Annotated in this window: 27 protein-coding genes, 1 tRNA gene and 1 pseudogene; 15 read left to right on the top strand and 14 right to left on the bottom strand. The window is 65.1% G+C overall.

Annotation, left to right across the window (positions count from 1 at the left end):
* Window positions 1-6: 6 nt before the first annotated feature.
* Window positions 7-2,100, bottom strand: a complete 2,094-nt coding sequence (locus NO362_RS08510; protein ID WP_256544890.1) for an acetate--CoA ligase family protein — start codon at window positions 2,098-2,100, stop codon at window positions 7-9.
* Window positions 2,101-2,218: 118 nt separating this feature from the next.
* Window positions 2,219-2,539: a DUF7967 family protein gene (locus NO362_RS08505; protein WP_256544889.1), complete on the bottom strand. Its 321-nt coding sequence runs from the start codon at window positions 2,537-2,539 to the stop codon at window positions 2,219-2,221.
* A 226-nt stretch (window positions 2,540-2,765) separates the two neighbouring features.
* Between NO362_RS08505 and NO362_RS08500 the strand changes: the two genes are divergently transcribed.
* The gene (locus NO362_RS08500) at window positions 2,766-3,794 is read left to right on the top strand and encodes a sensor histidine kinase (protein WP_256544888.1); all 1,029 of its coding nucleotides are present in this window, start codon (window positions 2,766-2,768) and stop codon (window positions 3,792-3,794) included.
* Window positions 3,795-3,809: 15 nt separating this feature from the next.
* Here the strand turns inward: NO362_RS08500 and NO362_RS08495 are convergent, their stop codons facing one another.
* Both NO362_RS08495 and NO362_RS08490 read right to left on the bottom strand, forming a co-directional pair.
* Complete coding sequence (locus NO362_RS08495; protein WP_256544887.1) at window positions 3,810-4,274, bottom strand: YbaK/EbsC family protein; 465 nt, start codon at window positions 4,272-4,274, stop codon at window positions 3,810-3,812.
* Window positions 4,275-4,372: 98 nt separating this feature from the next.
* Window positions 4,373-4,681 (bottom strand): MazG-like family protein, encoded by a 309-nt coding sequence (locus tag NO362_RS08490; protein WP_256544886.1) that lies wholly within the window; start codon window positions 4,679-4,681, stop codon window positions 4,373-4,375.
* A gap of 154 nt (window positions 4,682-4,835) precedes the next feature.
* Here NO362_RS08490 and NO362_RS08485 point away from each other — a divergent pair, with 154 nt between their 5' ends.
* Window positions 4,836-5,681, top strand: a complete 846-nt coding sequence (locus NO362_RS08485; RefSeq protein WP_121568363.1) for a ZIP family metal transporter — start codon at window positions 4,836-4,838, stop codon at window positions 5,679-5,681.
* 38 nt (window positions 5,682-5,719) lie between these two features.
* Here NO362_RS08485 and NO362_RS08480 read toward each other — a convergent pair whose 3' ends face one another.
* The 4 genes from NO362_RS08480 to NO362_RS08465 form a co-directional block, all read right to left on the bottom strand.
* Complete coding sequence (locus tag NO362_RS08480) at window positions 5,720-6,004, bottom strand: DUF7545 family protein (RefSeq protein ID WP_121568362.1); 285 nt, start codon at window positions 6,002-6,004, stop codon at window positions 5,720-5,722.
* Between the two features lie 155 nt (window positions 6,005-6,159).
* Window positions 6,160-7,764: a BCCT family transporter gene (locus tag NO362_RS08475; protein WP_256288359.1), complete on the bottom strand. Its 1,605-nt coding sequence runs from the start codon at window positions 7,762-7,764 to the stop codon at window positions 6,160-6,162.
* Window positions 7,765-7,903: 139 nt separating this feature from the next.
* Entirely contained in the window at window positions 7,904-9,328 is a 1,425-nt protein-coding gene (locus NO362_RS08470) for an MATE family efflux transporter (protein WP_256544885.1), read from the bottom strand.
* Between the two features lie 210 nt (window positions 9,329-9,538).
* Entirely contained in the window at window positions 9,539-10,606 is a 1,068-nt protein-coding gene (locus NO362_RS08465; protein ID WP_256288357.1) for an NAD(P)/FAD-dependent oxidoreductase, read from the bottom strand.
* Between the two features lie 130 nt (window positions 10,607-10,736).
* On the opposite strand from NO362_RS08465, the gene NO362_RS08460 reads away from it, so the two are divergent.
* Window positions 10,737-11,024, top strand: coding sequence for a DUF357 domain-containing protein (locus tag NO362_RS08460; protein WP_256544884.1), 288 nt, complete (start codon window positions 10,737-10,739; stop codon window positions 11,022-11,024).
* Between the two features lie 45 nt (window positions 11,025-11,069).
* Here NO362_RS08460 and cysS read toward each other — a convergent pair whose 3' ends face one another.
* Both cysS and NO362_RS08450 read right to left on the bottom strand, forming a co-directional pair.
* Complete coding sequence (cysS, locus tag NO362_RS08455) at window positions 11,070-12,560, bottom strand: cysteine--tRNA ligase (RefSeq protein ID WP_256544883.1); 1,491 nt, start codon at window positions 12,558-12,560, stop codon at window positions 11,070-11,072.
* Window positions 12,561-12,612: 52 nt separating this feature from the next.
* Entirely contained in the window at window positions 12,613-13,143 is a 531-nt protein-coding gene (locus tag NO362_RS08450; protein WP_256544882.1) for a DUF7523 family protein, read from the bottom strand.
* A 184-nt stretch (window positions 13,144-13,327) separates the two neighbouring features.
* Here NO362_RS08450 and NO362_RS08445 point away from each other — a divergent pair, with 184 nt between their 5' ends.
* Together NO362_RS08445 and NO362_RS08440 are read left to right on the top strand one after the other, a co-directional pair.
* Complete coding sequence (locus tag NO362_RS08445) at window positions 13,328-14,203, top strand: CbiX/SirB N-terminal domain-containing protein (protein WP_256544881.1); 876 nt, start codon at window positions 13,328-13,330, stop codon at window positions 14,201-14,203.
* A complete protein-coding gene (locus NO362_RS08440) occupies window positions 14,196-15,362 on the top strand; it encodes a DR2241 family protein (protein ID WP_256544880.1) in 1,167 nt (388 codons plus the stop codon). The genes NO362_RS08445 and NO362_RS08440 overlap by 8 nt, the downstream gene beginning before the upstream one ends.
* Before the next feature lie 36 nt (window positions 15,363-15,398).
* Here the strand turns inward: NO362_RS08440 and NO362_RS08435 are convergent, their stop codons facing one another.
* The 3 genes from NO362_RS08435 to NO362_RS08425 all read right to left on the bottom strand — a co-directional run bounded on the left by NO362_RS08435 (window position 15,399) and on the right by NO362_RS08425 (window position 17,659).
* Window positions 15,399-15,629 (bottom strand): DUF7508 domain-containing protein, encoded by a 231-nt coding sequence (locus tag NO362_RS08435; RefSeq protein WP_256288351.1) that lies wholly within the window; start codon window positions 15,627-15,629, stop codon window positions 15,399-15,401.
* A gap of 5 nt (window positions 15,630-15,634) precedes the next feature.
* Window positions 15,635-16,129: a DUF5796 family protein gene (locus NO362_RS08430; RefSeq protein WP_256544879.1), complete on the bottom strand. Its 495-nt coding sequence runs from the start codon at window positions 16,127-16,129 to the stop codon at window positions 15,635-15,637.
* 108 nt (window positions 16,130-16,237) lie between these two features.
* Window positions 16,238-17,659 carry an outer membrane protein assembly factor BamB family protein gene (locus tag NO362_RS08425; RefSeq protein ID WP_256544878.1) on the bottom strand — a complete coding sequence of 474 codons (1,422 nt, stop codon included), beginning with the start codon at window positions 17,657-17,659 and terminating at the stop codon, window positions 16,238-16,240.
* Between the two features lie 111 nt (window positions 17,660-17,770).
* Between NO362_RS08425 and NO362_RS08420 the strand changes: the two genes are divergently transcribed.
* From NO362_RS08420 to NO362_RS08395, 6 genes are all read left to right on the top strand, one after another.
* The gene (locus NO362_RS08420; RefSeq protein ID WP_256544877.1) at window positions 17,771-18,337 is read left to right on the top strand and encodes a MaoC/PaaZ C-terminal domain-containing protein; all 567 of its coding nucleotides are present in this window, start codon (window positions 17,771-17,773) and stop codon (window positions 18,335-18,337) included.
* A gap of 49 nt (window positions 18,338-18,386) precedes the next feature.
* Window positions 18,387-19,238: a shikimate kinase gene (locus tag NO362_RS08415; RefSeq protein WP_256544876.1), complete on the top strand. Its 852-nt coding sequence runs from the start codon at window positions 18,387-18,389 to the stop codon at window positions 19,236-19,238.
* Window positions 19,235-19,534: a chorismate mutase gene (locus tag NO362_RS08410; RefSeq protein ID WP_256288346.1), complete on the top strand. Its 300-nt coding sequence runs from the start codon at window positions 19,235-19,237 to the stop codon at window positions 19,532-19,534. The genes NO362_RS08415 and NO362_RS08410 overlap by 4 nt, the downstream gene beginning before the upstream one ends.
* Window positions 19,535-19,711: 177 nt before the next feature.
* Entirely contained in the window at window positions 19,712-20,032 is a 321-nt protein-coding gene (locus tag NO362_RS08405) for a hypothetical protein (protein ID WP_256544875.1), read from the top strand.
* A complete protein-coding gene (locus NO362_RS08400; protein WP_256544874.1) occupies window positions 20,033-20,572 on the top strand; it encodes a PIN domain-containing protein in 540 nt (179 codons plus the stop codon).
* Window positions 20,573-20,927: 355 nt separating this feature from the next.
* Window positions 20,928-21,002 (top strand) — tRNA-Arg (locus tag NO362_RS08395).
* Between the two features lie 81 nt (window positions 21,003-21,083).
* On the opposite strand, the pseudogene NO362_RS14655 reads toward NO362_RS08395, so the two are convergent.
* Window positions 21,084-21,230 (bottom strand): annotated as a pseudogene (locus tag NO362_RS14655) (hypothetical protein); the annotation flags it as partial.
* 304 nt (window positions 21,231-21,534) lie between these two features.
* Here NO362_RS14655 and NO362_RS08390 point away from each other — a divergent pair.
* From NO362_RS08390 to NO362_RS08375, 4 genes are all read left to right on the top strand, one after another.
* Window positions 21,535-22,191: a hypothetical protein gene (locus NO362_RS08390; RefSeq protein WP_256544873.1), complete on the top strand. Its 657-nt coding sequence runs from the start codon at window positions 21,535-21,537 to the stop codon at window positions 22,189-22,191.
* A 118-nt stretch (window positions 22,192-22,309) separates the two neighbouring features.
* Window positions 22,310-22,774, top strand: a complete 465-nt coding sequence (locus tag NO362_RS08385) for a hypothetical protein (RefSeq protein ID WP_256288272.1) — start codon at window positions 22,310-22,312, stop codon at window positions 22,772-22,774.
* Window positions 22,771-24,174: a GumC domain-containing protein gene (locus tag NO362_RS08380; protein WP_256544872.1), complete on the top strand. Its 1,404-nt coding sequence runs from the start codon at window positions 22,771-22,773 to the stop codon at window positions 24,172-24,174. Before NO362_RS08385 ends, NO362_RS08380 begins: the two co-directional genes overlap by 4 nt.
* 59 nt (window positions 24,175-24,233) lie before the next feature.
* On the top strand, window positions 24,234-24,791 hold the full coding sequence (locus NO362_RS08375) for a DUF7344 domain-containing protein (RefSeq protein ID WP_256544871.1): 558 nt from the start codon (window positions 24,234-24,236) through the stop codon (window positions 24,789-24,791).
* Window positions 24,792-25,129: the final 338 nt, after the last annotated feature.

The following is a 25,129-nucleotide window of genomic DNA, read 5'->3' as shown; positions in this document are numbered from 1 at the left end:
GGCTCCTCAGAGTTGATCGGGGTCGACGGTGAGTCGCACGTCGACGGCTTCGACGCCATCGGGGGTGGCGACGAGCGGGTTGATGTCCAATTCGAGAATCGCCGGGAAGTCGGTCACGAGCTGTGAGAGGCGCTGGATCGTCTCGACGACGCCCGCGACGTCTGCGGGCTCGCGTCCGCGCGCCCCGCGCAACAACGGCGCGGCGTCGATCTCCCGGGTCATCGCCTCGGCCTCCGGTTCAGAGACCGGCGCGACGCGGAATGTCGTGTCTTCGAGCGTCTCGACGAAGATTCCGCCGAGGCCGAAGAGCAAGAGCGGGCCGAACTGCGGATCGCGGTTCATCCCGACGATCGTCTCCACACCGTCGTCGAGGTCGACCATCTCTTGGACCTGCACGCCGATGATCGTCGCATCGGGCTGGTAGTTGCGCGCGCGCGAGATCAGGTCTTCGTAGGCGTCGTAGACCTCCTCGTTCGGGACGCCGACCTTGACGCCCCCGATATCAGATTTGTGCAGGATATCCGGGCTGACGATCTTCATCACCACGTCGCCGTCGATGGACTCTGCGACTTCGAGCGCGTCCGCGGGTGCGTCGACGATGTCGCCGGCGGGCGTCTCGATCCCGTAGGCGTCTAAGAGACCCATCGCTTCGACGCCCAACCGCGTGTCTGCGCGCCCCTCGACCGACGTGAGGATCTCGCGGGCGCGCTCGCGGTCGACGTCGAACGTCGTCGGCGCCTGGTACTCCCGTTCGGTGATGTCGCGGAAGCGCGAGAGCGCGTCGAGGCCCTGCACCGCCCGGGCCGGATCGAAGTAGTTCGGGATCCCGGCGTCTGCGAGCGTCTCTGCGGCGGGTTCGACCCGCGCGCCGCCCATAAAGCAGGCGGCGACGGGCTTGTCGTGTTTCGCCTGTAGCTCGACGGTATCGGTGGCCAATTGCTGGTAGTCGAGGACAGCCGTCGGACACGAGAGGACGATGACGCTACCGACGTTTGCGTCACCGAGCGCGACGTCCAGCGCGTCGCGGAAGCGCTCGTTGTCGGCGTCGCCGACGATGTCGACCGGGTTGTAGATGTTACCTTCCGCCGGCAACGCCTCCGAGAAGGCATCGAGCGTCGAGTCGGTGAACGACGCCATCGAGAGCCGCGAGTCGCCGATCGCGTCGGTGCTCATCACGCCCGGCCCGCCGGCGTTCGTGATGACAGCGACGCCGTCACTTTCGGGAAGGGGTTGACTCTCCAGGACGCGCGCGGCGTCGAACAGTTCCTGGACGGACGCCGCGCGGATGACGCCCGCCTGTTCGAGGCCGGCCTCGTAGGCCTGATCCGAGCCGGCGATCGTCCCCGTGTGACTGGAGGCGGCCTGTGCGCCGGCGTCGGTGCGACCGGACTTCACGAGGACGACCGGCGTCTCTGCGGTCACCTCGCGCGCCGTCTCGATGAACGCCTGGCCGTCGTCGATGCCCTCCAGATAGCCGATTATCACGTCGGTGTCGTCGTCGTCGCCCCACTCTCTGACGAAGTCGGATTCGTCGAGGACGGCCTTGTTACCGAGCGAGACGACGTCTTTGAAGCCGATTCCCTGGTCGTTCGCCCAGTCTAAGACGGCCGTGATGAACGCCCCCGACTGGCTCATAAACGACATCCGCCCCTCGGTGGCGTTCTCGGGGCCGAACGTCGCGTTCATTCCAACCGGCGTCGACATAATCCCGAGGCTGTTGGGGCCGACCAGGTCGATGTCGTACGTTTGGGCGACCTCGATCAGGTCCTGCTCACGGGCGGCGCCCTCACTGCCGGTCTCGCCGAAGCCGGCGGTGATGACCACGACGTTTCGGACGCCCGCCTCGCCGGCCTCGCGAACGACGTCGACGGCGATCTGCGGTGGCACGACGACGACGGCGAGGTCGGCGTCGGCGGCGGCGACGTCGTCTAGCGTCGGGATGCCGAAGACCTCCTCGTGGCTCGGATTCACGGGGACGACCTCGCCCGCGAACGAATCGAGGAGGTTCTCCATAATCGCCCGGCCGACGGAGCCCGCACGCTCTGTCGCGCCCACGACGGCGATTCGTTCGGGCGAGAACAACGCGGATAACTCTCCCATCGGGGGAACGTACTCGGGGTCGGCGCTTAAATCCGTGCGGTCTGGTACTCGATTCCGAGTAGCTGTCTTCGAAGACACCAGGCTGATCGGCGTCCGTCTGCGATCACGTGAAACGGGATCAGACGACGTCGTCGGGGGCGTACTGCTCACGAGTCCGTTTCGCTTCCCGGGCGTATCGCCTGCGCTTGTCGGGGTCGGTCACGGTGCCGAGACTCGACTCGCGAGCGAGCAGCCCCGCAGTCGTGTCGCGTGCGTCGTCGAAACTGGTGAGGGCGCGCTCTTTGCGGAGATACTGCGATCCGTCGGGGGTCGCATACACCAGGATGACGATGTTCTGCTCGTCGTCGGAGTACGTCCGTTCGACGAGCCAGACGCGCTGGCGTTCGGCGTCTCCCTCGCGCTCTGCTGTGGCGTCCACCGGCGGTGATTGATCGGCCATAACTCCATCTACGATGCCGAGATACATAATCGCCAGTCCCCCAGTACTGAGCCGCGGGACTGATACTGTCGGACAGCAGTTCGTGAACTATGTTGGCACCCACGGGTGTCGATACGCTTCACACAGTTCTGTCCGACAGTATGAGGGCCAGTTCCGGACACGAATGTACAATTCCGAGCACGACAGCACACCTACATTTTAAATTACTCTCACCTGTAGCGACCGTATGGATCGCGATGGCGAGGCGATCGACGTCGAGACCGTCTCCCGAAATCAGATGGAGCCGGTGTTCGCTATCGACGCCGATGGCACCATCGCGTTCGCGAACGATCGGTTCTACGCGATCTCCGGCCTCTCCCCTGAGGCGGTGATCGGGGCCGACTACGACCGCTTCGGCCGGATCGTCGAAGACGGCCTCGACTCGCTACGGACGGCCGTCGAATCGGTGCTGGCCGACGAATCAGCCGAAGAACGGGTCGAGTTGGAGATGGGCCACCCCGAGGACGCGCCCGTCCCCCGCCACCTGCCGGCAGAGGCGCGGGTCACGACGCTGCGATCGGGCGGAGAGCCCATCGGGGCGCTTGTTTCGCTCCGACGGATCGGGACGCGGAAAGCGTACGAGCGCCAACTGGAACGACAGAACGAGCGACTAGAGGAGTTTGCGAGCGTCGTCGCCCACGACCTCCGGAACCCGCTGAACGTCGCCGAGGGACATCTCGAAATCGCGAGCGAGGAGTGCGAGTCAGCGCACCTAGCGTCTGTCGACGACGCTCTCGACCGGATGTGGGACATCATCGAAGACACGCTCACGCTCGCGAAGCAGGGCCATCACGTCGGGGAGAAAGAGCGCGTGACACTTTCGGAGTTAGTCAGACAGTGCTGGGGCACCGTCAGCACGTCCGGAGCCACCCTCGAAGTCGAAGACGAGATGACGATCAGAGCCGACGTCGACCGGCTTCGGAACCTCTTCGAGAACCTGTTTCGGAACGCCGTCGAGCACGCCGGAGACGGGGTGACGATCCGCGTCGGTGCGATAGAAGACGGATTTTTCCTCGAAGACGACGGCCCGGGTATCCCGTCGGAGGACCGACAGCGCGTGTTCGATCTGGGATACTCGACCGCGGCGGACGGCACGGGGTACGGTCTCGCGATCGTCAAGTGGATCGCCGAGGCACACGGCTGGGAGGTCGCTGTGGCCGACAGCGACGGTGGTGCCCGATTCGAATTCACCGATGTCGACGTCGTCCGCGAGTGAGGGATCGGATCGGCCCTACACCTCGATCGGCGTCGCGTCGGCGACGTCTCGGAGGGTCTGGGGGTCGATCGAGAAGACCCCTGTCGGCGCGCCGGCGGCCGCCCAGACGGTCTCGTAGCCGAGCAGTGATTCGTCGATGTAGACCGGCAAGTCGGCATCGTGACAGAACGGGGGGACGCCGCCGATACTCCAGCCCACGACGCTCCGAATCTCGTCGGGATCTGCCATCGCGACGTCCTCGGCGTCGAGGTGCGATTCGAGCCGTGATTCGCTGACGCGGTTCGCGCCGCTCGTCACGACGACGACGAGATCGCCATCGGCGTCGAAGACGAGGCTACTCGCGATCTGCCCGACTTCACAGCCGACTGCGTCAGCGGCGTCGGCGGCCGTCTCGGTGCCTTCCGGGAACGATTCGACGGTGAGATCGAGATCGTGGCGTTCCCGTGCCAGTTCGGTGAACTCGCGTGCGCGGCGGTGCATACGCCCTCTTGTGACGGCCGTTCCGAAGAGCGCTTCGACCGGTCGCCGGACAGCGGGCAGACGGCGCGCTCCGCGACGGCGCCGATCGCCGAGCGGGATTACTCGCCGGATCCCGGCGTCCCGTCGTCTTCGATACGGGACTCGTATTTCGTCAACGACTCCTCCAGTGCGGCCTCGGCGTCGACGTCGAGTTCCTCGGCGAGCGCGAGTAGTGCGAAGAGCGCGTCGCCAAGTTCGTCGCGTTTCACCGATAGCGCCTCTGGCTCGTCGCCGTAGGCGGTCGACTTCGTCGCGTCCGCGGCCAACTCGCCGACCTCCGCTGTCAGATCCAGGAGTCGATACGCCGGGTGGGTGTACAACTCGGCTTCCTCGAGGAAATCCGCCACGCGTCGCTGACTGTTGCGCATCAGACAGGTCCGCGAACGCCGGCGTAGAAAATGTTTTGTTTCCGAAATTATAGAACGTTGATGTCCTTCCGCGTTCGTTTGCGCGACGGTTTTAGGCCCACCAAAACAATCAGTAATATGAAATGTTATACCGATTCAGTGGTTACACGCGAGTATGGTCGAGCTGTGGTCTTTCGCATTCGTCTTCATCGCGGGCCTGATAACGGCGCTCGCGACGGGGTTAGGGGCAGTCCCGTTCTTCTTCGTCTCCGACGTGAGCGACCGCTGGAACGTCGCTCTGTGGGGCATTGCGTCCGGGATTATGCTGTCCGCATCGGTTTTCGGGCTCGTGTTAGAGGCGCTCGGCGAGTACGTCCACGTGGCGCTCGGTGGGGTCTCCATCGACCCGATCCCACAGCGTGAACTGCTCCTCCTCGGTGCCGGACTCTTCGCCGGCATCCTTCTCGTCTACGTCGCCCACGACCTCATCGAAGCCGCCGAGGTCGACCCGCGGCAGTACGAGGAAGCGGACTTCAAGAAGTTGGTACTCATCCTCGGCGTCTTGACCGTCCACTCCTTCCCGGAGGGCGTCGCCGTCGGCGTCTCGTTCGCAGACCTCGGGCTGCAGGGCGGAACGCAGCTCTTTGGGTTCGTAGTTCCCCTGCTGGCGATCTTTATGACGATCGCGATCTCGATCCACAACATCCCCGAGGGCGTCGCCATCTCGATCCCGTTGCGTTCGATGGGCGTCGCGAACTGGAAGCTCGTCTGGTGGTCAGTGTTCTCGAGCCTCCCGCAGCCGATCGGCGCGGTTCTGGCGTTCTACTTCGTCCGCGCCGCTCGGGAGTTCCTCCCCGCGGGCTTCGGCTTCGCGGCCGGTGCGATGATCTTTCTCGTCCTCACGGAGTTCATTCCGGAGGCACTCGCCGTCGGGCGCAGTCTGCCCGGCGGCGGTCGTCGTGAACTGGCTGCGGGCGTCGCAGCCGGCTTCCTCGCGATGGTTCCGCTGCTGTTCGTCTGAAAGGTGAAAAGAGATCGTGCCGCGATCGCCTCGTGCGTTCAGTGACTGTGGCCCATCGCCTCGTCGAGCGAGACGCCGAAGCGCTCCTCGAAGAGTTCCTCCATCTTCTCGTTCAGTTCTTCCAGGTCGGCGGGCGTCTCGCCCTGTCCGTGGTGGACGACGGCGTGAGCCTGCTGGGCGAACGACTGGATCAGGAGGTCGCCGACGACGGCCGTCGTCGACTCGCCCTGTTCGGTGAACACGTCGGCGAGGCCCTCGGGGAGTTCGATCTCCTCGACGTCGCCGTTCGGCGCTTCGATCGTGTAGGTCTCGGTGTCGACCATACGTCCTCTCCGGCGCCTCGACATAAGGGTCTGTGGGAATCGGCCGCTCGAACGACGACGCGGCGTCGCTCGCTCATACTATCGGCCAGCAGTTTGTGAATTGCGCTGGCACCCACGGGGTGCTGATACGCCGCACAGAGTGCTGTCAGACAGTATCAGTCGTCGTCGGAACTCATCGACACCGCCGGGGAGTTCGCTCCCGTCGTGACCACGGAATCGTCCTCACCCGACAGCAGCGGGTGGACCGACTGGTACTCCCAGACCATTCCGACGATTGCGACGACGGACATAAGCGCGAACGGGAAGCCCGTGATGATCGCCGACGACCGGAGAGCGTCGATGCCGCCGCCGACGATGAGCAGCGAGGCGAGACCGCCCATCAGACCGCTCCAGATGATCCGATTGACCGTCGAGGGGTGTTGCTTGCCGCCGGTCGTGAGCATCCCGAGCGCGAGCGTCGAGGAGTCAGCCGAGGTGACGAAGAACGTCACCACCAGTAGCATAAACACGCCCGCCAGCACGTCGCCGAAGGGGAGACTGGCGAAAAGCGGGAAGCCCGAGACGGAGACGCCGTACTGGTCGACCATCTCGAGCATCGGTGCGATGTTGTTGCGCTCGAAGAAGATGGCGCTGCCGCCCATCGTGAGGAACCACGGGATCGTCGAGGCCGTCGCACCGATGAGCGCGGTCGCGACCACCTGTCGGATCGTCCGGCCCTTCGAGATGCGTGCGACGAACAGGCCGCCGAAGGGGGCCCACGAGAACACCCACGCCCAGTAGAAGACCGTCCAGTTACCGACCCACTCGCCGGTGCCGGTGGCGTTCGTGTAGAGACTCATCGAGACGAACTCGCTGAAGTAGCCGCCGACCGCCTGCAGGCCGGTGTTCATAATGTAGTTGGTCGGTCCCAGCAAGAACGTCACGACCGCCAGCGCGGCGAAGACGCCCATATTGAACAGCGACACGCGGGCGATTCCCTTTTTGACGCCGAGCGTGACAGAAACGGTGAACGCGACTGTCAGGCCCGTGATCACCAAGACCGTCCCGCCGTCACCGAGTGAAACCCCCGCTGTGTACTCCAGACCGGTGAGGAACTGTCGCCCGACGAAACCGAGCGTCGTCGCGATGCCGCCGATCGTCGCGAACACCGCCAGCACGTCGATGGTTTTCGCCCAGAAGCCGTCGAGGTTCTCGACGCCGACGAACGGCGCGATGAGCGTCGAGACGCGCATCGGCGCGTCCTTCCGGAAGGCGTAGTACGCGATCGGAATCGCGACGATCAGGTACGGGACCCAGTAGGAGATGCCCCAGTGAAACAGCGTGTACTGGATCGCGCCGACGGCCGCCGCGGACGTGCCGGCTTCAGCGCCGACGAGCGGCGGAACGCTCGCGTAGTGGTTCAGCGCCTCTGCCGGTCCCCAGAAGACGATGCCGGCCGCGATCCCCGCCGAGAACATCATCGAGAAGAACGACAGGAGACTGAACTCCGGATCGTCCCCGGGCTTGCCGAGTTTGATGTCGCCCCACCGGCCGAACATCAGCCAGAGGCTGAAGACGACCATCAGGAACATCGTCCCGATGTAGACCCACATAAACTCGGTCCAGAGGTACTCGTTGATCTGTCCCATCCGCTCCGCTGAGACGTCTGGATTCAGGAAGAAAACCAGAATCGCCAGCAACGAAACGGAGAACCCGACACCGAAGACAACGGTGTCGAGTTCGTCGACGAATTGTCGCAAACTCGTGCGTATCGTACGCATACATCCTGGTCTCCACGTGATGGATTGTCAAACATAAGACGGCATATGACACCCGTTGAAGTGAGCTATTGCATCACTCCAGTGCGGTGACAAAATGCAGCCTAAATACTAGATAATTGGTATGAGGTGCCCGGTACGTTCAATCACTCGGGTCCGGGCGGTAGCCCCGGCTCACGACTTTCCAGCGGTTCGAGCGGAACCGCCAGAGGTTCACCACCATCGGCACGGCAGTCTCGGCGAGCAGCGCGAGGAGCAGTCCACCGGTCCCGAGCGCCGGGACGACGGTGCCGAGCCACGCCAGCGGGACCGCCGCGAGATACAGCCCCGCCAGCGCCGAGACGAACGGGATCCGGGTGTCGCCTGCGCCCCGCAGCGCGCCCGTGATCGAGCCGTCGACGCCGAGTGCGACGACGCTGACCGCGGCGACGCGGACGAACTGGGCCGAGAGCGCGCGGTTCGCGGGTTCGTTCACGAAGATGCCCGCGATGGGGTTCGCGAAGACGACGACGACGGCGGCAGCGACGAGGTAGACGAGTACCGAGAGTCGGACGATCCCCCAGCCGTACGCCTCGGCTTCGCTTTCCTCGCTCGCGCCGAGTTCCTGGCCGACGAGCGTCGAAGCGGCGATCGAAAAGCCCCACGAGAAGCTCCCGAGTAGCGATCGGACCTGTCGGCCGACGCCGACCGCCGCGACGGCGACGGGACCGAAGGTCGCCGCGATGGCGAGCAGCGGAAACACCACGAGCCCTTGAGCTGCCCGACGGGCGACGAGCGGGGCCGAGACCTGTCCGATCTGCCGGAGTAAGTCGCGGTCGAGTAGCGGCCCCGAGAACGTGAGCGGAACTGGACTCGCCCCCCGACCCCGAACGTAGTTCCGGCCCGTCATCCCCCACGCGAACACGACGGTCACGAGCGCCGTCGCCAGCGTGGTGCCGAGCGCCGCGCCCGCGACGCCCATATCCAGACCGAGGACGAACGCCGCCGACAGCGCGATGTTGGCGACCGCGCCGCCTGCCCGAACCGCCATCGGCGTGAGGGTGTCGCTGACGCCCGCGTAGGTTCGACTGGCGATCAGATTCAAAAACTCGAAGAGCAGTCCGGGGGCGACGACCGCGAGGTACGTCGCGCCGTATCCGACGCTTTCGGAATCCTGTCCGAGCAAGTCGACGAGTGGCTCGGCAGCGAGGCCGAAGAACGCCACTGTCGGGATGCCGAGCGCGACCGCCAGAAGGACGCTCAACCGGACGACCGACGCCGCGCGTTCCGTGTCGCCGCCGCCGTAGTTCTGCGAGACGAGCGCCACCGTCCCGCCGGCGAGGCCGATCGCGAGGAACTTCGCGACCATCCAAAAGGCGTTCGCCAGCGTCAGCCCCGCGACGGCGGTCGGCCCGATGACGAGGCCGACGAGCGCGAGATCCACCGTTCGCTTCGACATAATGGCGAACCCGGTGACGATCCGGGGCCACGCTAAGTCGACCGTCGCGCGGAGGCGCGTCTCCTCGATGACGCCCGCATCCGCCAGTATCCGGGCGAGCGCCGTGCCGGTTCGCCTGAGTCGTGACACGGCTAACAGAAGCAGTGCCCGCGGCTAAGGGATTCCGTTCGGCGGCCAAGGCTGCCGGAAGTGGATCGAAGACACGTCGCAACCGTAGCATCACCGCGCTCCCTGTGGCTGCCACCGCGAGCGGAGCGAGCGGTTTTTTCGTCCAGATTTTTTGGCCGGGGTCGAGCGCCGTCGAAGGCGGCGCGAGGCACCGGTGAAAAAGGTGGGTGCTTAGTCGTCGCTCTCGACGGCCGCGACCTCGCTACCCGCTTCGGCCTTCTGCTCGCGTTCGAGATCTTCGAGGTAGTCGTCGGCGTCGAGGGCGGCCTTCACGCCCATCCCGCCGGCCGTCGCGGCCTGCTGGTAGTGGTAGTCGACGACGTCGCCTGCGCCGAAGATGCCGGGGACGTCCGTGGCGGTCTGGTTGCCTCCCGTGCCGCCCTGGGTCTTGAGGTAGCCGTCGTCGTCGAGTTCGACGCCCGTGCCTTCGAGGTAGCCCGCGTTCGGCGTGTGGCCGATAGCGTAGAAGACCGCGCCGACGTCGAAGTCGAACTCCTCGGTGTCGGGGTCGTCGAGTTTGTCGGTGGGGTGGCCCTCGGGGTGGCTGACGAGCGTGACGTGGTCGACCCCCTCCTCTTGGCTGCCGTGGAGTTCCGTGACTTCGGTGTTCCGCATAATCTCGATTTCGCCCTCGTCGACCTTCTCCATCACGCGGTCGATCCAGTAGTCCTCCGCGCGGAACTCCTCGCGGCGGTGGACGAGATAGACCGTCGAAGCGAACTTGGTGAGGAAGTTCGCCTCTTCCATCGCGGCGTCGCCGCCACCGACGACGAGGATCTTCTCGTCGCGGAAGAACGCGCCGTCACAGGTCGCACACGTCGAGAGGCCGTAGCCCATCAGTTCGTCCTCGCCCGGGATGCCGAGCGTCCGCGCGGATGCCCCCGATGCGGAGATGATCGCGTCGGCCGTGTAGACGTCGCCGTTCTTCAGGCGGACCGTGAAGGGGCGTTCGTCGGCCTCGACGGACTCGATGATGCCGTTTTTGATCTCCGCGCCGAAGCGCTCGGCCTGCTCTTTCATGTTCTGGACGAGTTCGGGCCCGGAGATGCCTTCGGGAAAGCCCGGATAGTTGTCGACTTCCGTCGTCAATGTGAGCTGTCCGCCGGGTTCGTCGCCCTCGAATACGAGGGGCTCGTTGTTCGAACGTCCGGCATAAATTGCTGCAGAGAGCCCCGCGATACCGGAGCCAGCGACGATGAGCGGGCGATGTTCGACGACCTCGTCAGCGGTATCTGTCATACACACTGTTTCGGTAGACACGGCCTTTTAGATTCCGCTGTCGTGCGCACGTCCCGTCAGACTGTATTGTGTTACCGTCACAAGATCGAATTTGGCCGGATATATACGCCCAGCGCGGCGACTGTCGGGTATGGCCGCGGATCTGATCGAGAAGACGGACCGATACGAGCGGATGTTCGCCGACGCGCTCGCGGAGGCCGACGTCGTCGTGCCGGCGTCGACGCCGCTGGGCGAGGCGGCCGCCGAAATTCGGGAGATGTCGCTGTCGTACCTCGAAGACGGGCGGCACTTCCGCGAGAACGACGATCCTGTGGACGCACTCGCTGCCTTCTCGTACGGCTACGGGTGGCTCGACGCCGGCGTCCGGATAGGGCTCTTCGAGATTCCCGAGGAGACGCACCTGTTCACGATGGAGTGACGAGTCGCGTCTGCGGGAGACGCACTCGGCGAGGAACGCGGAGCGCTACCCGAATCGATACGTCGGGCCGTCGTCGCTGTCCTGGATTTCGATCCCGAGGGCTTCGAGATCGTCGCGGAGGTCGTCCGCGCGCTCGTAGTTGCCCGCGTCGCGCTCGGCTTCACGAACGTCGAGGACGAGTTCTACGAGTTCCTCGGCGAGCGTCACCGTTCCGTCCTCGTCCATCGCCGCGCCGAACGAGAGGCCGAAGACGTCGCCGCCGAGTTCCTCGAAGGCCTCGACGCTCTCACGCAGCGCCCAGTAGTCGTACGCGTCGTGGTCGTCGACGTGGCGATTCACCGCCGTCGCCAGTTCGAGCAGCGCCGCCATCGCCTCCCGGACGTTGAAGTCGTCGTTCATCGCCTCCCGGAACTGGGTTCGGGTCTCCGCGAGCGCCCCGCGGAAGGTTTCGTCTTCGACTTTCGCGTACGCGTCGGTGCTGTCGCAGGCGTCGACGGCGGTCTCGTAGGCGCGGTCGAGTCGCTCCCAGCGTTCCTCGGCCTCGCGCATCTCTTTCTCGCCGAACGTCTGCTCGCTGCGGTACGCGGTCGAGAGATAGAACGTCCGGACGACGTCGACGCCGTACTGATCGAGGGCGTCGTCGACGGTGAGGAAGTTCCCGAGGCTGGATGACATCTTGTCGCCGGCGGTCTGGAGGAGGCCGACGTGGAGCCAGTAGCGAGCGAACTGCTGGCCCGTCGCGGCCTCGCTCTGTGCGATCTCGTTTTCGTGGTGCGGGAAGACGAGGTCGCGGCCGCCGACGTGGATGTCGAGCGTGTCGTCGAGGTGCGTCATCGACATCGCAGAGCACTCGACGTGCCAGCCGGGTCGGCCCTCACCCCACGGCGACTCCCAGGTCTGGCCGCAGGGGTCTTCGACGGCCGGGAGATCCGCGTGGCGGTGTTCGGCGACGTCCTCGGGCGCGACTGCGCCGGCCTTCCAGAGTGCGAAGTCCGCGGGATGGCGCTTCTCGGAGCGCTCGTCTTCGGGCCCCTGGGTCTCGATCTCGTCGAGGCGCTGATTCGAGAGTTTGCCGTAGTCCTCGAAGGCGGTGACGTCGAAGTACACCGAGCCGTTGGACTCGTAGGCGTAGCCCCGTTCGACGAGCGTCTCGACGAGGTCGATGATGTCGGGGACGTGTTCCGACACTCGGGGGTAGACTTCGGCGCGCTTCAGGTTCAACCCGCGCATATCCCGGATCACGTGGGAGGTGAAGTGTTCGGCCACCTCGGATTCGTCGCCGCCGAAGTCGTCCTCGCCGATGCGGGCGACGATCTTCTCGTTGACGTCGGTGAAGTTCTCGACGTGGCGGACGTCGTAGCCTTCGTGTTCCAGCCAGCGGTGCATCACGTCCGCGTGCGCCCACAGGCGCGCGTGCCCGAGGTGTGCGTCGTCCGAGACCGTCAGCCCACAGACGTACAGCAGGACTTCGTCGTCGTTCCGCGGCTCGAACTCCTCGCGTTCGCCCGTCAGGGTGTTGGTCACGGACAGCGTCATCGACGGTGGATACTCGCGTCCCGGTTGTTAAATCGTCGGAAGCGAGCGCGGCTCAGAGCTCCGAAACCGACGCCAGCGCATCTTCGACGGTCCGGAGAGCGCTCGCGCCGTCGCTCCGCGGGACGACCACGACGAGTTCGTCGCCCGCGACGCCGGCGGCGTCGACGAGGACGTTCTCGGCCCGGAGTCGGCCCATGACGGCCGTGAGTGCGCTCGCGTCGACCTCGCCGTCGACGACGATGGCGGTGAGGCTCCCGTCGGCGGTGACGACGGCTTCCTCACCGACCGACAGCAGTGCTTCGGCGCCCGCGTCGAGATCCAGCGATTCCGAATCGTCGGCAGCGACGTCGACACCCGCGAGTCCAACCCCGCTGCGCATTCGAACGACGACGTCGCGCTCCGCTGTTTCGGCGGGTTCGAGGTCGTCTGCGAAGCGCCGCAGCGCCGTCGCGATCGAGTCGGTGTCGCCGTCGACGTCCAGCGACTCCGCGGCGGCCGCGTAGTTCACTACGCCCGCCCGGAGCGCCTGCAAGAGCCAGGGACGGGCCCGAACGGCGGCCCGCGTCTCGGCGGCCAGTGACATACCGGACCCCTCGGACGACGGGGAGAAAAGTCCGCGGATCTCTGTGGTCGGGGCGATAGAGACGGGACGCAGATGTGCATCGTCTTCCACCGACCCGACAACCATCCAATTTCGGCTTCCGAAATCTGAAAAATCGTTCGCGGAACCCGAAGTCCCTAAGGGCGCTCCGTCCTCAGAGCCGGGTATGCAAGCGCTGGTAATCGTGGCGCACGGGTCGCACCTCAACCCCGATTCGTCGACGCCGACGCACCGCCACGCGGACACGATCCGCGCGACGGGCGCGTTCGACGAAGTGAAGACGGGCTTTTGGAAGGAGGAACCCTCGCTCAGAGAGGTCCTCCGCACTGTCGAATCCGACGAGGTGTACGTGGTCCCGCTGTTCATCAGCGAGGGGTACTTCACCGAGCAGGTGATTCCGCGGGAACTCCGCCTGTCCGGCTGGGACGTCTCCGAGTGGGACTCCGACGGCCTGAGCGCCGACACGGCGACGCTGGTCGCCGAGGACACGGGCCAGACGGTCCACTACTGCGGGCCGGTCGGCACCCACGAGGCGATGACCGACGTGTTGGTCCGCCGCGCCGAGACCGTCACCGGCGACCCGAACGTCGGCGAGGGATTCGGCTTCGCCGTCGTCGGCCACGGGACCGAGCGCAACGAGAACTCCGCGAAGGCCATCGAGTACCACGCCGACCGCGTTCGCGAGATGGATCGCTTCGACGAGGTGCAGGCGCTCTATATGGACGAAGAGCCCGAAGTCGACGACGTCACTGACTACTTCGAGGCCGAAGACGTCGTTGTCGTCCCGCTTTTCATCGCGGACGGCTTCCACACCCAAGAGGACATCCCGGAGGACATGGGCCTGACCGACGACTACCGGACGGGCTACGACATCCCCGCCGACGTCGACGGCCACCGCATCTGGTACGCCGGCGCCGTCGGGACCGAGGGCCTGATGGCCGACGTGATCCTCGAACGCGCCGCCGACGCCGGCGCGGAGATCGAAGCCGCCATCGAGACTGTGCGCGAGGAGACCCGCGAGACGCCGGCGGCGGGTGACTGACGTGCACGACGAGCAACTCGACGCCTTACTGGCCCGCCTCGAATCAGATTCGGACCCGGTGGAATTCGACGGACTCTTCGCGGACGTGGACACGAACGCCGACGCGAGCGACGACGGCGGCAGCTACACGCTCGACGTCGCGTCTTCCGACGAACGCCACGAGAACCTCTCGGAATCGGCGTTCCGATCGGTCGCCAGCGGCGACCCCGTCGCCCCGTACGTCACGAACTGGTACTACTGGGAGGAAGTCGTCGGGGACCGCGGCCGCCACCGACGCGCCTTCCTCCGGCACGCCGAGGCCGCGTCCGAGCATTCAGTTCCCGACCGCTACGCGGCGCTCCGCTCGGGGATGCACACCGAGTGGGGCGAGGTGCTCGTCACAGCGACGCTCGGCGAAGACGGGCAGCGGCGCTACGAGATCCGGCACACCGAGGACCGCGACGCCGAGGCCGACGACCTCGACACCTACCACGACCCGCTCGGCGCTCGCGACATCGCCACCTACGACGACCGCGGTCGGTACCGACCGCTGAAGACCGCTCCCTCGCTCGTTTCGGGGTGGGTCTTCCCGGACCTCGACGGCCGCGACGCGGTCGAGACGCTCGACGTGCTCTATCCCGCGTCAGTCGCCAACTGGAACCTCGAACGCGAGGGCGACCTCGACGTGACGCACTGGCACGAGACCGCCGAGCGCCAGACCGGGATCTACGGCGTCGTCGAGGACCTGCCGGCCGAGGCCGTCGATTGGATGGCCGAAGCCTGCTGCGTCGATTCGCAGTGTCTCAAGCGCCGCGAGTGGGAGTACGACGAGGGACACGAACTCGACGCCGACGGCGGTACGGGGGCGTTCCCCTGCCGAGAACCCTGTTCGCTCGTCGTCGCGGCCGCGCGCAAGTGGACCAAACTCGAAGAAGAGGAGACGCACAGCTACGAGTTCGAACTCACGCCCTCCGAGAAGGAACAGGTCGAAGAGATCGTCGACGCCGTCGCCGACGGCCGCACCGAGGAGATCCGCGAGGCCGACGTCTACGAGGGCGCGAACCGGTATCGAGCGCGGTTCCTCCGTGCGAAGCGCTTCGACGAGGACGGGAACCTCTCAGGTACGCCGACGCACCCCGAAGATCACGAGGCGGACGCGGAACACGACGACGGGCACTGAACCGGAGTCCCGGCGCAGGCCGTCCCGTGAACCCTGCTACCGTTCGTCGAGCAGTTTCTCGGCGTGGTCGAGCGACTGCGCGCGCTGCCACCGCACTTGCGCAGCGTCGCCGTAGGCCAGTTCTTCCCGAAGCTCGTCCGGCAGAAAGCCCGCGACGGCCTCGACGACGTCGCCGTCTTCGTCACCGAATTCGACGAGTCCGTACGCGTCGGGAGCGCTTCCGACAGTCTCTCGCGTCAACGGCTGCCATCGTTTTCTGAGTGCCATCGGAGTCAGGCGTCGCCGCTGTCTGCGGGGGTGGTGGCGTCGTTATCTGTGTCCTCGCCGTCGGCGTCGGCGCCCTCGGTCACGAACTCGTAGGACTGTTCGCTCCAGTCGTCTTCGACGAAGACGAACACGCGCCCGCGAGCCACCTCGGGGTCGGCCTCGACTTCGGTCCGCATCCCGCCGGGACGACGCACCGTGACGCCGGGAAAGACTTCCTCCTCCTCGCCATCATCGAGGATGACCCGTCCGACGCCCGTCGATTCGAGGACGTCGTCGTGCGTCTTCAGGTCGTTGACGTACATCATCACGCCCTCGGTCTCAGTCGGATCCGTCACGAGGACGTGGGTCTCCTTCTTCGGCGGCGTGGTGAGCGTGTCGGTGACGGGCTCGGGGACGCCCCGATACAGCGTCGTCCGGCCGTCGGTGTACTCGACCTCGACGCCGTGATCGAGGAGTTCGACGCCGACAGTGCTCGGTGGGACGTCGTTGCGCGCGCTCATATCTCGGTGTTCGCGTGGCCCGCTCAAAAGGGACGCGATGGCATCTCCAGCGCCGTAGTGGAGTGTCGGAAGCGTCCGAGCCGTGGTGAAGTGTAGCGCCCGAGTGAGTCAGTCGAGGGTGACGACGCGGCCCGATTCGGCCGTCCGACCCCCGTAGCTCGCGTCGTCAGTACCGACGAGTATCCGAGAGCCGACCGGGACGACCGCCGAGACCGAGCCGCCGATCGGTTGGCGCCACTGCACGTCGCCGTCGAGCGACAGCGCGGTCACGCGGCCCGGCGGCGGGGTCTCCACATCGGCGTTCGACCTCTCAGCGTTGGTCTCTTCGACGGCTGAGTCGAGGTCTGGCGTGACAGAATCCCACCGCGTTCCGACGAGGACGCGGTCGCCGGCGACGACGACCGAGCGCACCCAGTTCTTAAACTCGATGCGCCAGCGCTCTGCCCCCGTCGTGGCGTCGCGGCAGAAGACGGCGCGCCGGCGGCCGTCGTCGCGTCCGGTCCGGAGCGCGTGGAACAACCGCTCGCCGCGCGCCGCGAGTTCCTTGACGGCTATTGGCTCCGACAGCGGCGTGGCATCGACGGTCGCCCAGCGCCGCGTGCCCTCGCCGACTTCGTGCGCCCGGAGCGACGGCGAGTCGCCGCCGACCGAAGACACCGAGAGTCGCCCCGTCGCGACGAGGTCGGCGGCGTCCGCGCGTGTCACGACCGTCGGATCCAGCGTGTAGTTCGGCGGGTCCCGTTCCCAGACTGTGTCGGGCGGCTGTTCGAAGACCGCCTCGCTCCACCGTCGGGCGCCGAATCGCGTCAGGCGGCCGCCGGCGAGGAAGAGTGCGTCGTCGGCGAGAAGCGGCGTCACGGGGATTCCCCACGTCGACGTTCGAAACAGCCGACGGCCCCGGTTGCGGCCGAATGCAGTCACCCCGCCGTGGTAGCCGACGTAGACCGCCCGCTCGCCCACGATCAGTCGCTCGCCGTAATCACGGACCTCGCGTTGCCACTGCGTCTCTCCCGTCGTGGCGTCGAGCCGCGTGACGGTTCCCGACCGCCCGCTCTCGTCCCGTTCGGACCTCGGTGCCGACTCGCCGGTCGCGTACACGGCCCGGGCGACGAAGGCGAGCCGCTGTGCAGGCACCTGTCGCGTCCACCGGACGGTGCCGTCGGCGCGATCCAGCGCCGCGGCGGCGGGTGCGGTGCCCGCGGTCCGGGCGCTCCCGACGTACACGCGCTCGGGGCCGACGACCAGCGCGTCGACTGACGGCACGGGCTGCTTCCGCCACGCGATTTCGGGCTCTGCGGGCGGAGTCGCTTCCGGGGCCGAATCGGTCCGCTGCGCGTCGCGGTCGGTGAACGGCCAGGTCCCCTCGGGAACTTTGGGTGCAGCAGGCGGATCGGTCCGCAACTGCGTGAGCGCGCCAGCGCCGACGCCGAGACCGCCGGCGACGAGGAGTCGACGCCGCGTGATCGCGCGTTCGGCCCGCTCGCGGAGGGAGGGGTCAGCAGGTACATCGCCGGCCACGTCGGAGACCATACTACACGGCCCGTGTCGGCGTGTAAGTGTCTTTGGCACGACTGCGAGAACTCGCGGCGGTTCTGCATCGAGAGCGCAGCGGCTTTGATGGCTGGCGTCGAGTGCTCTCGTATGACCGATCACGACCCGGGGGTTTCTGCCTCGACTGCGACGGACGAGCACGTCACGCCGCTCGACTCCGACGGCGCACGCGACGGTGGGACGGCGGCGGACCGGCTGACGTACGAGGAACTCGCCGTCGGCGACCGGTTCGTGGCCGATCAGACGGTCACGTTCACGCGCGATTCGATCGTCGACTTCGCCGGGAAGTACGACCCGCAGCCGTTCCACGTCGGCGACGACGCCGACGCAGCGTCGCCGTTCGAGGGCCTCGTCGCCAGCGGCCTCCACAGCTTCTGCGCCTGCAATCGCCTCGCGACTGAGGCCTTCTTCGGGCGCGTCGCGTTTCTCGGCGGCCGTGGCGTCGACGACCTGCGGTGGCACCGGCCCGTCCGCCCCGACGATACCCTGTCCGTCGACGTGGAAGTCGTCGACAAGCGAGTCTCCGAATCGGACTCCCGACGGGGATACGTCGACGTCGACGTGACCGGGCGAACCCCGGCGGGCGACCCGGTCGTCACCTGGCGCGTGCTGGGGATGATCCGGCGGGGTGGCGCTGTGTCGCCCGGCGAGACCTGATCCGACAAGCAACCGCTACACCTTTTACGGCGGTCGATAGCTATCCTGTATGTACGGCCGAGCAGTCGCACTGGGCGCGGGGACGGTGCTGAACGCCCTCTCGACGGGCGTCGGGTCGGCGTTCGCGATCGACGCCGAAACGACTGCGACCGTCGAACTCGACGACTCCGCGACAGTGACGGGAACGATCGCCGAAGACGCCGACGCCGACACCCGGCTGATCGAACGCTGCGTCGAACTCGCGATCGAGACGTACGGCGACGGCGAGGACTACGGTGGTACCGTCCGGACCGAGAGCGACGTCCCGATGGCCGCCGGACTGAAAAGTTCGAGCGCCGCCGCTAACGCGACCGTCCTCGCCACTGCCGCCGCGCTCGACGCAGCGCCGGATCGCCTGGAAGCCTGCAAGCTCGGCGTCCAGGCCGCCCGCGACGCCGGCGTCACCGTCACCGGCGCGTTCGACGACGCTTCGGCGTCGATGCTCGGCGGCGTCACCGTCACCGACAACGACGACGACGAACTGCTCGCCCGCGACGAAGTCGAGTGGGACGTCTTGGTCTGGACGCCAGCAGAGCGCGCCTACAGCGCCGACGCGGACGTCGATCGCTGTGCGAACGTCGCTCCGATGGCCGAGTTGGTGGCCGACCTCGCGCTCGACGGCCGCTACGCCGAGGCGATGACGGTGAACGGACTGGCCTTCTCGGCGGCGCTCGGCTTCTCTGCGGACCCCGCTGTCGAAGCGATGCCCCACGTCGACGGCGTCTCTCTCTCCGGCACTGGTCCGAGCGTCGTTGCCGTCGGTCAGGACGACGGACTCGACCGCGTACAGGACCTGTGGGACGAACGCGGCGGTCACACGTGGCGCACGACGACGCGAACTGATGGAGGACGAACCCTATGACACAGAACGAACCTACAGCCCCCGAGGACGCTTCCTTAGACGAACTGCGTGCAGAAATCGAAGACATCGACCGCGAGATCGTCGAGTTGATCGCGCGGCGGACCTACGTCGCCGACTCGGTCGCACAGGTGAAGGACGAACGCGATCTGCCGACGACCGATGAAGGCCAAGAAGACCGCGTGATGGAGCGTGCCGGGCGAAACGCCGAGCACTTCGACGTAGACTCGAATCTCGTTAAAGCCGTGTTCCGCCTGTTGATCGAACTGAACAAGGTCGAACAGCGCGAGAGCCGATAGCTCGATTTTCGACGATACAATCCGTATGGAGCCCGTTTAGTCCTCGAAAATTCTTCCGATAGCTGCTCTTTCGAGTCAGCCCCGATGAAAAACACTATGTCCGGTTTCGGTGGCTCCGAAGGATGTGGTAGTGGAAAGAGAGCAAATGTTTTGCCCCTGCACTCACAATGTACACATATGAATTCCGAATCCAAAAAGAAGCGCGTCCAGTTCCGTGCACCGAGGGGACTAGTAAACCGGGCCGACGCGCTCGCTGCGGTGTTCGAGACGGATCGGACGGACATCCTCATCTCCGCGCTTCGGGACTACCTGCGGGACGCCGCGCACTCCGACGAGGTGAAACAGGAGATCGCAGAGGCCTTCTACGACGACGATATTACGTTCGAGGAACTGAAAGACCTCGTCGGCCACGAGGAGGCCGCCAACTTCCAACTGCTGAAAGGGCAACTGACCGACGAATTCGTGGACGGGGTCGCGGAGGAGCTGGCCGACTCGTAGATGGTTCTGATAGTCGCCGACACGTCGGCTCTCGTAAGCCTCGGGACGGTGGCGGGCACCTCACCGAATCCACTCGACATTCTCCTCGATTCGCACACCGTGGTCGTCCCAGAGCAGGTCGTCGACGAACTCACCGAGACGGCGTCCTACGACGATGCATCCGGTGAGGCGGCACAGGCGGTTCTCGACCGTCGCTCTGCGTTGGAGACTCGTTCCATCGGACTGGACGAGACGTTCCCGCTGGACGACGGCGAGAACGCGGCAGTTACGCTGGCGAACGATATCGACGCCGTGCAACTGCTCTGTGACGAGTTCAATCGACTTGCGCTCGTCCACGCCTCGCTGGCCGAGACTCGCCTTGTCACAACGCCCATCCTCCTCACCGCACTGGTTCGCAACGACGCGATCTTGCCGGACGCTGCCGACGAGTTTTTGGCCGAGATGAGTGACGCTCGCAGTTGGTCGTCAAACTCTTACGTCGAGCGGGCGCAGTCCACGCTTCGACAGCAACGCGATAACGAGCAACCCGATCCGAAGTGATCGACTCGTTAGACACGCGCTAGCCGATCAGAACGACTCTCCGTAGAGCAAGGGCACCTCATTTAAATACGCCACCCATACACGCCCTTTGTGTCCTGAATTCTGTCGTATTGGACGTGTTGTTGGACACTATTCCAGAGAATCCATTATGGATTTTAACGACTTGAACAAAGTCGAACAGCGCGAAAATCGCTGACGGCGGATCTCGAAGTTCTCCTCGCTGCATTCGAGAGTACGATCCGCCGGAAGGCGGGCGTACACAGCCACTCGACCACGGTTTTCGAGCGAACAGGGGAGAGTAGGGCCGAATCGAATCCGTGGGTTTAAACCGTCCGACCTCGGTATCCAGCAATGAGGGCGCTTAGCTCAGTTTGGACAGAGTGCTTGGCTTCGGACCAAGTTGTCGCGGGTTCAAATCCTGCAGCGCCCATCCTCTCGCAACGCTCTTCGAAACCAAGAGAGGCGAGTACGTCACTTGGAGTACTCAACAAGCACTACGAAGAACACACCCCGTCGTCTTCGTGTGAGCCGGAGCCGTATAGACGCTGACGCTGTCGTGGTACGGGAGGCGGGGCTCCTCGTCTCGCATCCCGTGGTACTTGACGACCCTCTTGATGGGTGGCCTTCGCTGCCATTTTGTGCTCGTCTCTCCCCCGATGAGGGAAAATTAAACGTCCTGTACCCGTCGCGCCGTTGCCGCGCGCACTCCGCCGTGACGGCACGGTGCCGAGCGGGTATTCGCGTCATCTCCAGACGGAGTATGTGGGAGTTATACACACGGTAATGGCGGGTGAATAACTGATTAACTATTCTTTTACCCCGACGCAGTCGTTCGTTTTTCTATAATTACCCGTGTGAAAATCGGGACATTTCCCGTGGCGGTGGAAGCGGTCGTCCTGGTCTGTAACTTCCGTCCTAAGCCGGTTAATTATCTAATACTTATCGTTTCTTGACCCAGGTGTATGCCAGAAAAGACAAACAGAAACGAGATTACCACATCCGGTGGGTTCGAGTGGCGGTCCGTCCCGGACTCGAACAGTGGCTCGGAGCGCAGCCACCTGGCGTTGGTTGCGTTCGTGGCCGTCACGGTGGTGTTCGGCAGTGTGGGGATGTTATTTATGTCGGCCCCAGCGAGCGCGAGCACCTCATTCACCGCGAACGATGTGTCGGCTACCACGGCCAACGGTAAGCTGAATGAACTGACGGTGGCACCGAATGGGACCGTGAGCTACTCCGGGCTCGAACAGGAACCCTCGGGGGTCACGGTAACCGTCGAGGTCAAGGGGGGTTCGGCATCCGACTGGAAAGAGATCAGCTCGAAGACCCACAGCGCGACCGGACTCAGTGGCGAAGTCAGCTACGACTTCAGCGAGGCGAGACTGCTGCAAGAGACCTCGATGAAGCCGAGCGATTTCAGGGCGACTGACGGCAACTCGGGGTCGACCGACGTGCAGATCCGCGTGACTGCAGTTGTCGAAGAGGCAGGACCGAACGGTGACGACGTAACGACGACGAGCACGAATTCGTTCGCCGTCACGGTTGAGAACAAAAAGGCCGGCGCAGGCGTCGGCGGCAAGGCCAACACGGGTGCGAACGGACCGGGGGGAGGACAACAATGATTTCGACACCCACTCGGCGAGCGGACGTGCTGCGTTCGACACTCGCTGAGCGCGCGGACGTGCTGCGTTCAACACCCATTCGACCGGCCGACGCTCGCCAACGCGGGAGGTCACAGCGATGAGCGAATCCGGGAAGCCGATGACAGACGTGACGCTCCCGGGTATGGGGGGAAGTACGGTGAGCGTGTATCGTCTCTGCGACGACGAGTCGTCGTCCCTACTGGCGTTTCCACCCACTTCGGTCGGCGTCAACGAGCTTGACCCGACGCACCCGCTCTGGAACCTGACGTGGTTCCAGTTCACCGCGAGTGTGAACGTGTACGTCGTCGTCGATCACGGGAAGGCGTCGATCCATACCGGTCCCGATCAGTTGGCCGGCGTAGTCCCGCATCTGACCGACGCCGAGCAGGACCTCGCCGCAGCGTGTGGCATCGCAGACAGAGGCGAGCGAGAGACGACGTGGGTCTGCCTCGTGGACCAGACCGGGACGGTACAGTCGAGGTGGGCCACAGACACGGAGGGCTTCGACCTCGACGCCGTTCACGAAACGATTCGCGAAACCATAACGGAGAATCCCCAATGAGTATCAAAATGACCGATCTGCAGACCGAAGAGCAACGAGTGGAGAAGACAGTCAACGGCGTGACCGTTCGGAAAGAACTCAGAGAGACCGAGAGCGGCATCACGGTGGTCGTGTTCACGCTGATGAACGGGCGCGACGACGAGGTGGCAGTCGATCTCGACGAGCCACTCCCGGAGGATTTCTCAGTTGAGAAGGTCGGTCTCCATCCGGAATACAACTCCGACAGGTGGACAGTCACCAAGGAGCGGCTCATCTTCGAGGCGATTATCGACGGCGGCGAGGGACTCGTCACGCTGTACGGGGTCGACGTCGAGTCCGCCGAGAAGGCGAGACCGTTCCTCACGGACCCGCAGGTGGATACGAGCATCCCCCTCGAAGATCCACTCGAGGACGACGGATCGACCGAGGACACCAGCGGCAGCATCAACCACGACGAACTCGCGGACCACTTCTCAGAACTGGACGAGGTGACCGGCGAGGGCTCCGCGGCCCTAAGCACGTCGGCGGACGGAGGCACGGACGTCGTCGAGGACGACACATCCCACGCCCGCCCCGCCGGCGTTGATGAAGAAGAAGAAGCCGAGGCGGCCGACGAGGCGAAGAACGGCGAGAATGACGAGACCGGGGATGCTGCGTCGGAGGTGGCCGAAGAGGTGCGCCCGGCCGACGACGAGGTCGATCTGGACGAGGCAGGCAGCACCAACGGGACGACCGACGCGACCGGTGCCACAGAGGAGGTCGACGGCGAACAGGCAGAGAAAGAACCGGTTGATGAGGGGGATGCTGCGGCGACCGAAGAGGAGAGCGGATCGAATGACGTGCCGGCCGACGCGTTGACGCGCGACGACCTGCTCTCCTGTCTGGTGGAGGAACTCGAGGACCGAACCCTGACCTCCCGCGAGCGGTCGGTGCTGGTCGAGTCCCTCGGCGTCGGCAAGGTCAACACCCTCGACGCCCGACTCCGCCGCACGCAGCGGACCGTAGAGGACCTCTCTGCGTACGAGGACGCGCTCGCGGAGTTCATCGAGCACAACGGCGGCGCCGCCCAGGTCATCGACGAGCTCCGAACTGAGATCGACGAGCTGCGCGGCGACGTGGCAGCCATCGAGGACGAACTGGGGGAGACTCACGAGAAGGTGACCGCGCTACAGTCCGATATGGACGCGACGTCCGACGCCGTCGAATCGGTCCGAGGCTCGGTCGAAGAGCTGGAGGTCGACCACGAGGACGCCGTCACCGGGCTCGAGACCGAGCTCGACGAACTCGAGGACACCGTCGAAGATCTTTCGACGTCTCACGAGTCCGCCATCAACTCGTTGGAGTCGGACGTCGAGTCCTTCCGCGACTGGCAGCGCTCCCTCAGTGAGGCAATCGAGTTCACGTTCACCGACGAGGAGTAGTGTCTGACGAGACATTTATGTTTCTTGGATCACATATGCCAGAACGGTTACGGAGCATAGTGGGGGTAGACCGTATCTTAAGCGGACAGCACGCCGGCGGCCACAAAAAGCAGCTACCTGACCCTGCAGAGGAGGTCGGCCAGTCGGAACTCCATCGGATACTATCCAACGAGCGGCGACGCAGGCTCATCAGAGAGATCGTCGAAAACGAGGACGAGGAACTGACCGTCAGCGAACTCTCCGAGCGACTCGCGGCACAAGAGTCTGGCACCGAACCTGCCCCGCGGAAGGTGCGTCACAGTGTCTACGTAACCCTGCGGCAGAACCACGTCCCGAAGCTCGACGACCACGATGTAGTCGATTTCGACGGCGAGTCGAAATGCATCGAACCGAACGAGCGGACGCCGGTCTTCTACCGACTCATCGACGAGACAGACAGGACGGAGTGGCCCTCCGAACGCCACGTACTACTCGCGCTGCTCCTCGGGACGGCACTGGGCCTCGTGGGCATCCTGGACGCCTTGCCACTTGGGCTCTTCACCGAGCCACAGGTCGCCGGGGCGTTCGCCCTCTGGCAACTGGGACTCATCATCGTCCTCAAACGGTACTCCACTTGAGTGTGGACGACCCACGAATAGTCCCGCAACCCGTTCTCGAATCGTGTCGCGCTGTCTTGGTTCTTCTCGTGGTGACGTTCCGTGTGGTCTGTCCCCCCGACGTGGAGACGCAGGGGCGATCGTGTGCTGGCGACCATCGAGCGGGCACTGTCGCGATCGCCATCGAGAGGTCAGTCGAAAACCTCACTAGACGAAAGAGTGATTCGAATCGACGCGACAAACAGCAGATCGCGCGGGCCACGGTCCTCGTCGATGGCGCACACCTCCTCAAAGCGGCACGCCAACGAGTTGGACTCCGGTTCCAGGAGATTCTCAAATCCGTTCAGCAACGTAGAGCC

This window comes from Halobellus inordinatus (assembly GCF_024498335.1).
In the GTDB taxonomy this organism is placed as follows: domain Archaea; phylum Halobacteriota; class Halobacteria; order Halobacteriales; family Haloferacaceae; genus Haloquadratum; species Haloquadratum inordinatus.
This window is presented reverse-complemented; position numbering and strand designations above follow the sequence as displayed.

What these genes read in the sequence shown, in the direction of transcription:
- NO362_RS08415 (WP_256544876.1), top strand. Translation starts at nt 18,387, where the DNA reads ATGTACGGCCGAGCAGTCGCACTGGGCGCGGGGACGGTGCTGAACGCC.
- NO362_RS08420 (WP_256544877.1), top strand. Translation starts at nt 17,771, where the DNA reads ATGACCGATCACGACCCGGGGGTTTCTGCCTCGACTGCGACGGACGAG.
- NO362_RS08505 (WP_256544889.1), bottom strand. Translation starts at nt 2,539, where the DNA reads ATGGCCGATCAATCACCGCCGGTGGACGCCACAGCAGAGCGCGAGGGA.
- NO362_RS08510 (WP_256544890.1), bottom strand. Translation starts at nt 2,100, where the DNA reads ATGGGAGAGTTATCCGCGTTGTTCTCGCCCGAACGAATCGCCGTCGTG.
- NO362_RS08400 (WP_256544874.1), top strand. Translation starts at nt 20,033, where the DNA reads ATGGTTCTGATAGTCGCCGACACGTCGGCTCTCGTAAGCCTCGGGACG.
- NO362_RS08385 (WP_256288272.1), top strand. Translation starts at nt 22,310, where the DNA reads ATGAGCGAATCCGGGAAGCCGATGACAGACGTGACGCTCCCGGGTATG.
- NO362_RS08405 (WP_256544875.1), top strand. Translation starts at nt 19,712, where the DNA reads ATGAATTCCGAATCCAAAAAGAAGCGCGTCCAGTTCCGTGCACCGAGG.
- NO362_RS08390 (WP_256544873.1), top strand. Translation starts at nt 21,535, where the DNA reads ATGCCAGAAAAGACAAACAGAAACGAGATTACCACATCCGGTGGGTTC.
- NO362_RS08495 (WP_256544887.1), bottom strand. Translation starts at nt 4,274, where the DNA reads ATGCACCGCCGCGCACGCGAGTTCACCGAACTGGCACGGGAACGCCAC.
- NO362_RS08435 (WP_256288351.1), bottom strand. Translation starts at nt 15,629, where the DNA reads ATGGCACTCAGAAAACGATGGCAGCCGTTGACGCGAGAGACTGTCGGA.
- NO362_RS08500 (WP_256544888.1), top strand. Translation starts at nt 2,766, where the DNA reads ATGGATCGCGATGGCGAGGCGATCGACGTCGAGACCGTCTCCCGAAAT.
- NO362_RS08480 (WP_121568362.1), bottom strand. Translation starts at nt 6,004, where the DNA reads ATGGTCGACACCGAGACCTACACGATCGAAGCGCCGAACGGCGACGTC.
- NO362_RS08465 (WP_256288357.1), bottom strand. Translation starts at nt 10,606, where the DNA reads ATGACAGATACCGCTGACGAGGTCGTCGAACATCGCCCGCTCATCGTC.
- NO362_RS08425 (WP_256544878.1), bottom strand. Translation starts at nt 17,659, where the DNA reads ATGGTCTCCGACGTGGCCGGCGATGTACCTGCTGACCCCTCCCTCCGC.
- NO362_RS08475 (WP_256288359.1), bottom strand. Translation starts at nt 7,764, where the DNA reads ATGCGTACGATACGCACGAGTTTGCGACAATTCGTCGACGAACTCGAC.
- NO362_RS08380 (WP_256544872.1), top strand. Translation starts at nt 22,771, where the DNA reads ATGAGTATCAAAATGACCGATCTGCAGACCGAAGAGCAACGAGTGGAG.
- NO362_RS08490 (WP_256544886.1), bottom strand. Translation starts at nt 4,681, where the DNA reads ATGCGCAACAGTCAGCGACGCGTGGCGGATTTCCTCGAGGAAGCCGAG.
- NO362_RS08410 (WP_256288346.1), top strand. Translation starts at nt 19,235, where the DNA reads ATGACACAGAACGAACCTACAGCCCCCGAGGACGCTTCCTTAGACGAA.
- NO362_RS08460 (WP_256544884.1), top strand. Translation starts at nt 10,737, where the DNA reads ATGGCCGCGGATCTGATCGAGAAGACGGACCGATACGAGCGGATGTTC.
- NO362_RS08450 (WP_256544882.1), bottom strand. Translation starts at nt 13,143, where the DNA reads ATGTCACTGGCCGCCGAGACGCGGGCCGCCGTTCGGGCCCGTCCCTGG.
- NO362_RS08485 (WP_121568363.1), top strand. Translation starts at nt 4,836, where the DNA reads ATGGTCGAGCTGTGGTCTTTCGCATTCGTCTTCATCGCGGGCCTGATA.
- NO362_RS08445 (WP_256544881.1), top strand. Translation starts at nt 13,328, where the DNA reads ATGCAAGCGCTGGTAATCGTGGCGCACGGGTCGCACCTCAACCCCGAT.
- cysS (WP_256544883.1), bottom strand. Translation starts at nt 12,560, where the DNA reads ATGACGCTGTCCGTGACCAACACCCTGACGGGCGAACGCGAGGAGTTC.
- NO362_RS08430 (WP_256544879.1), bottom strand. Translation starts at nt 16,129, where the DNA reads ATGAGCGCGCGCAACGACGTCCCACCGAGCACTGTCGGCGTCGAACTC.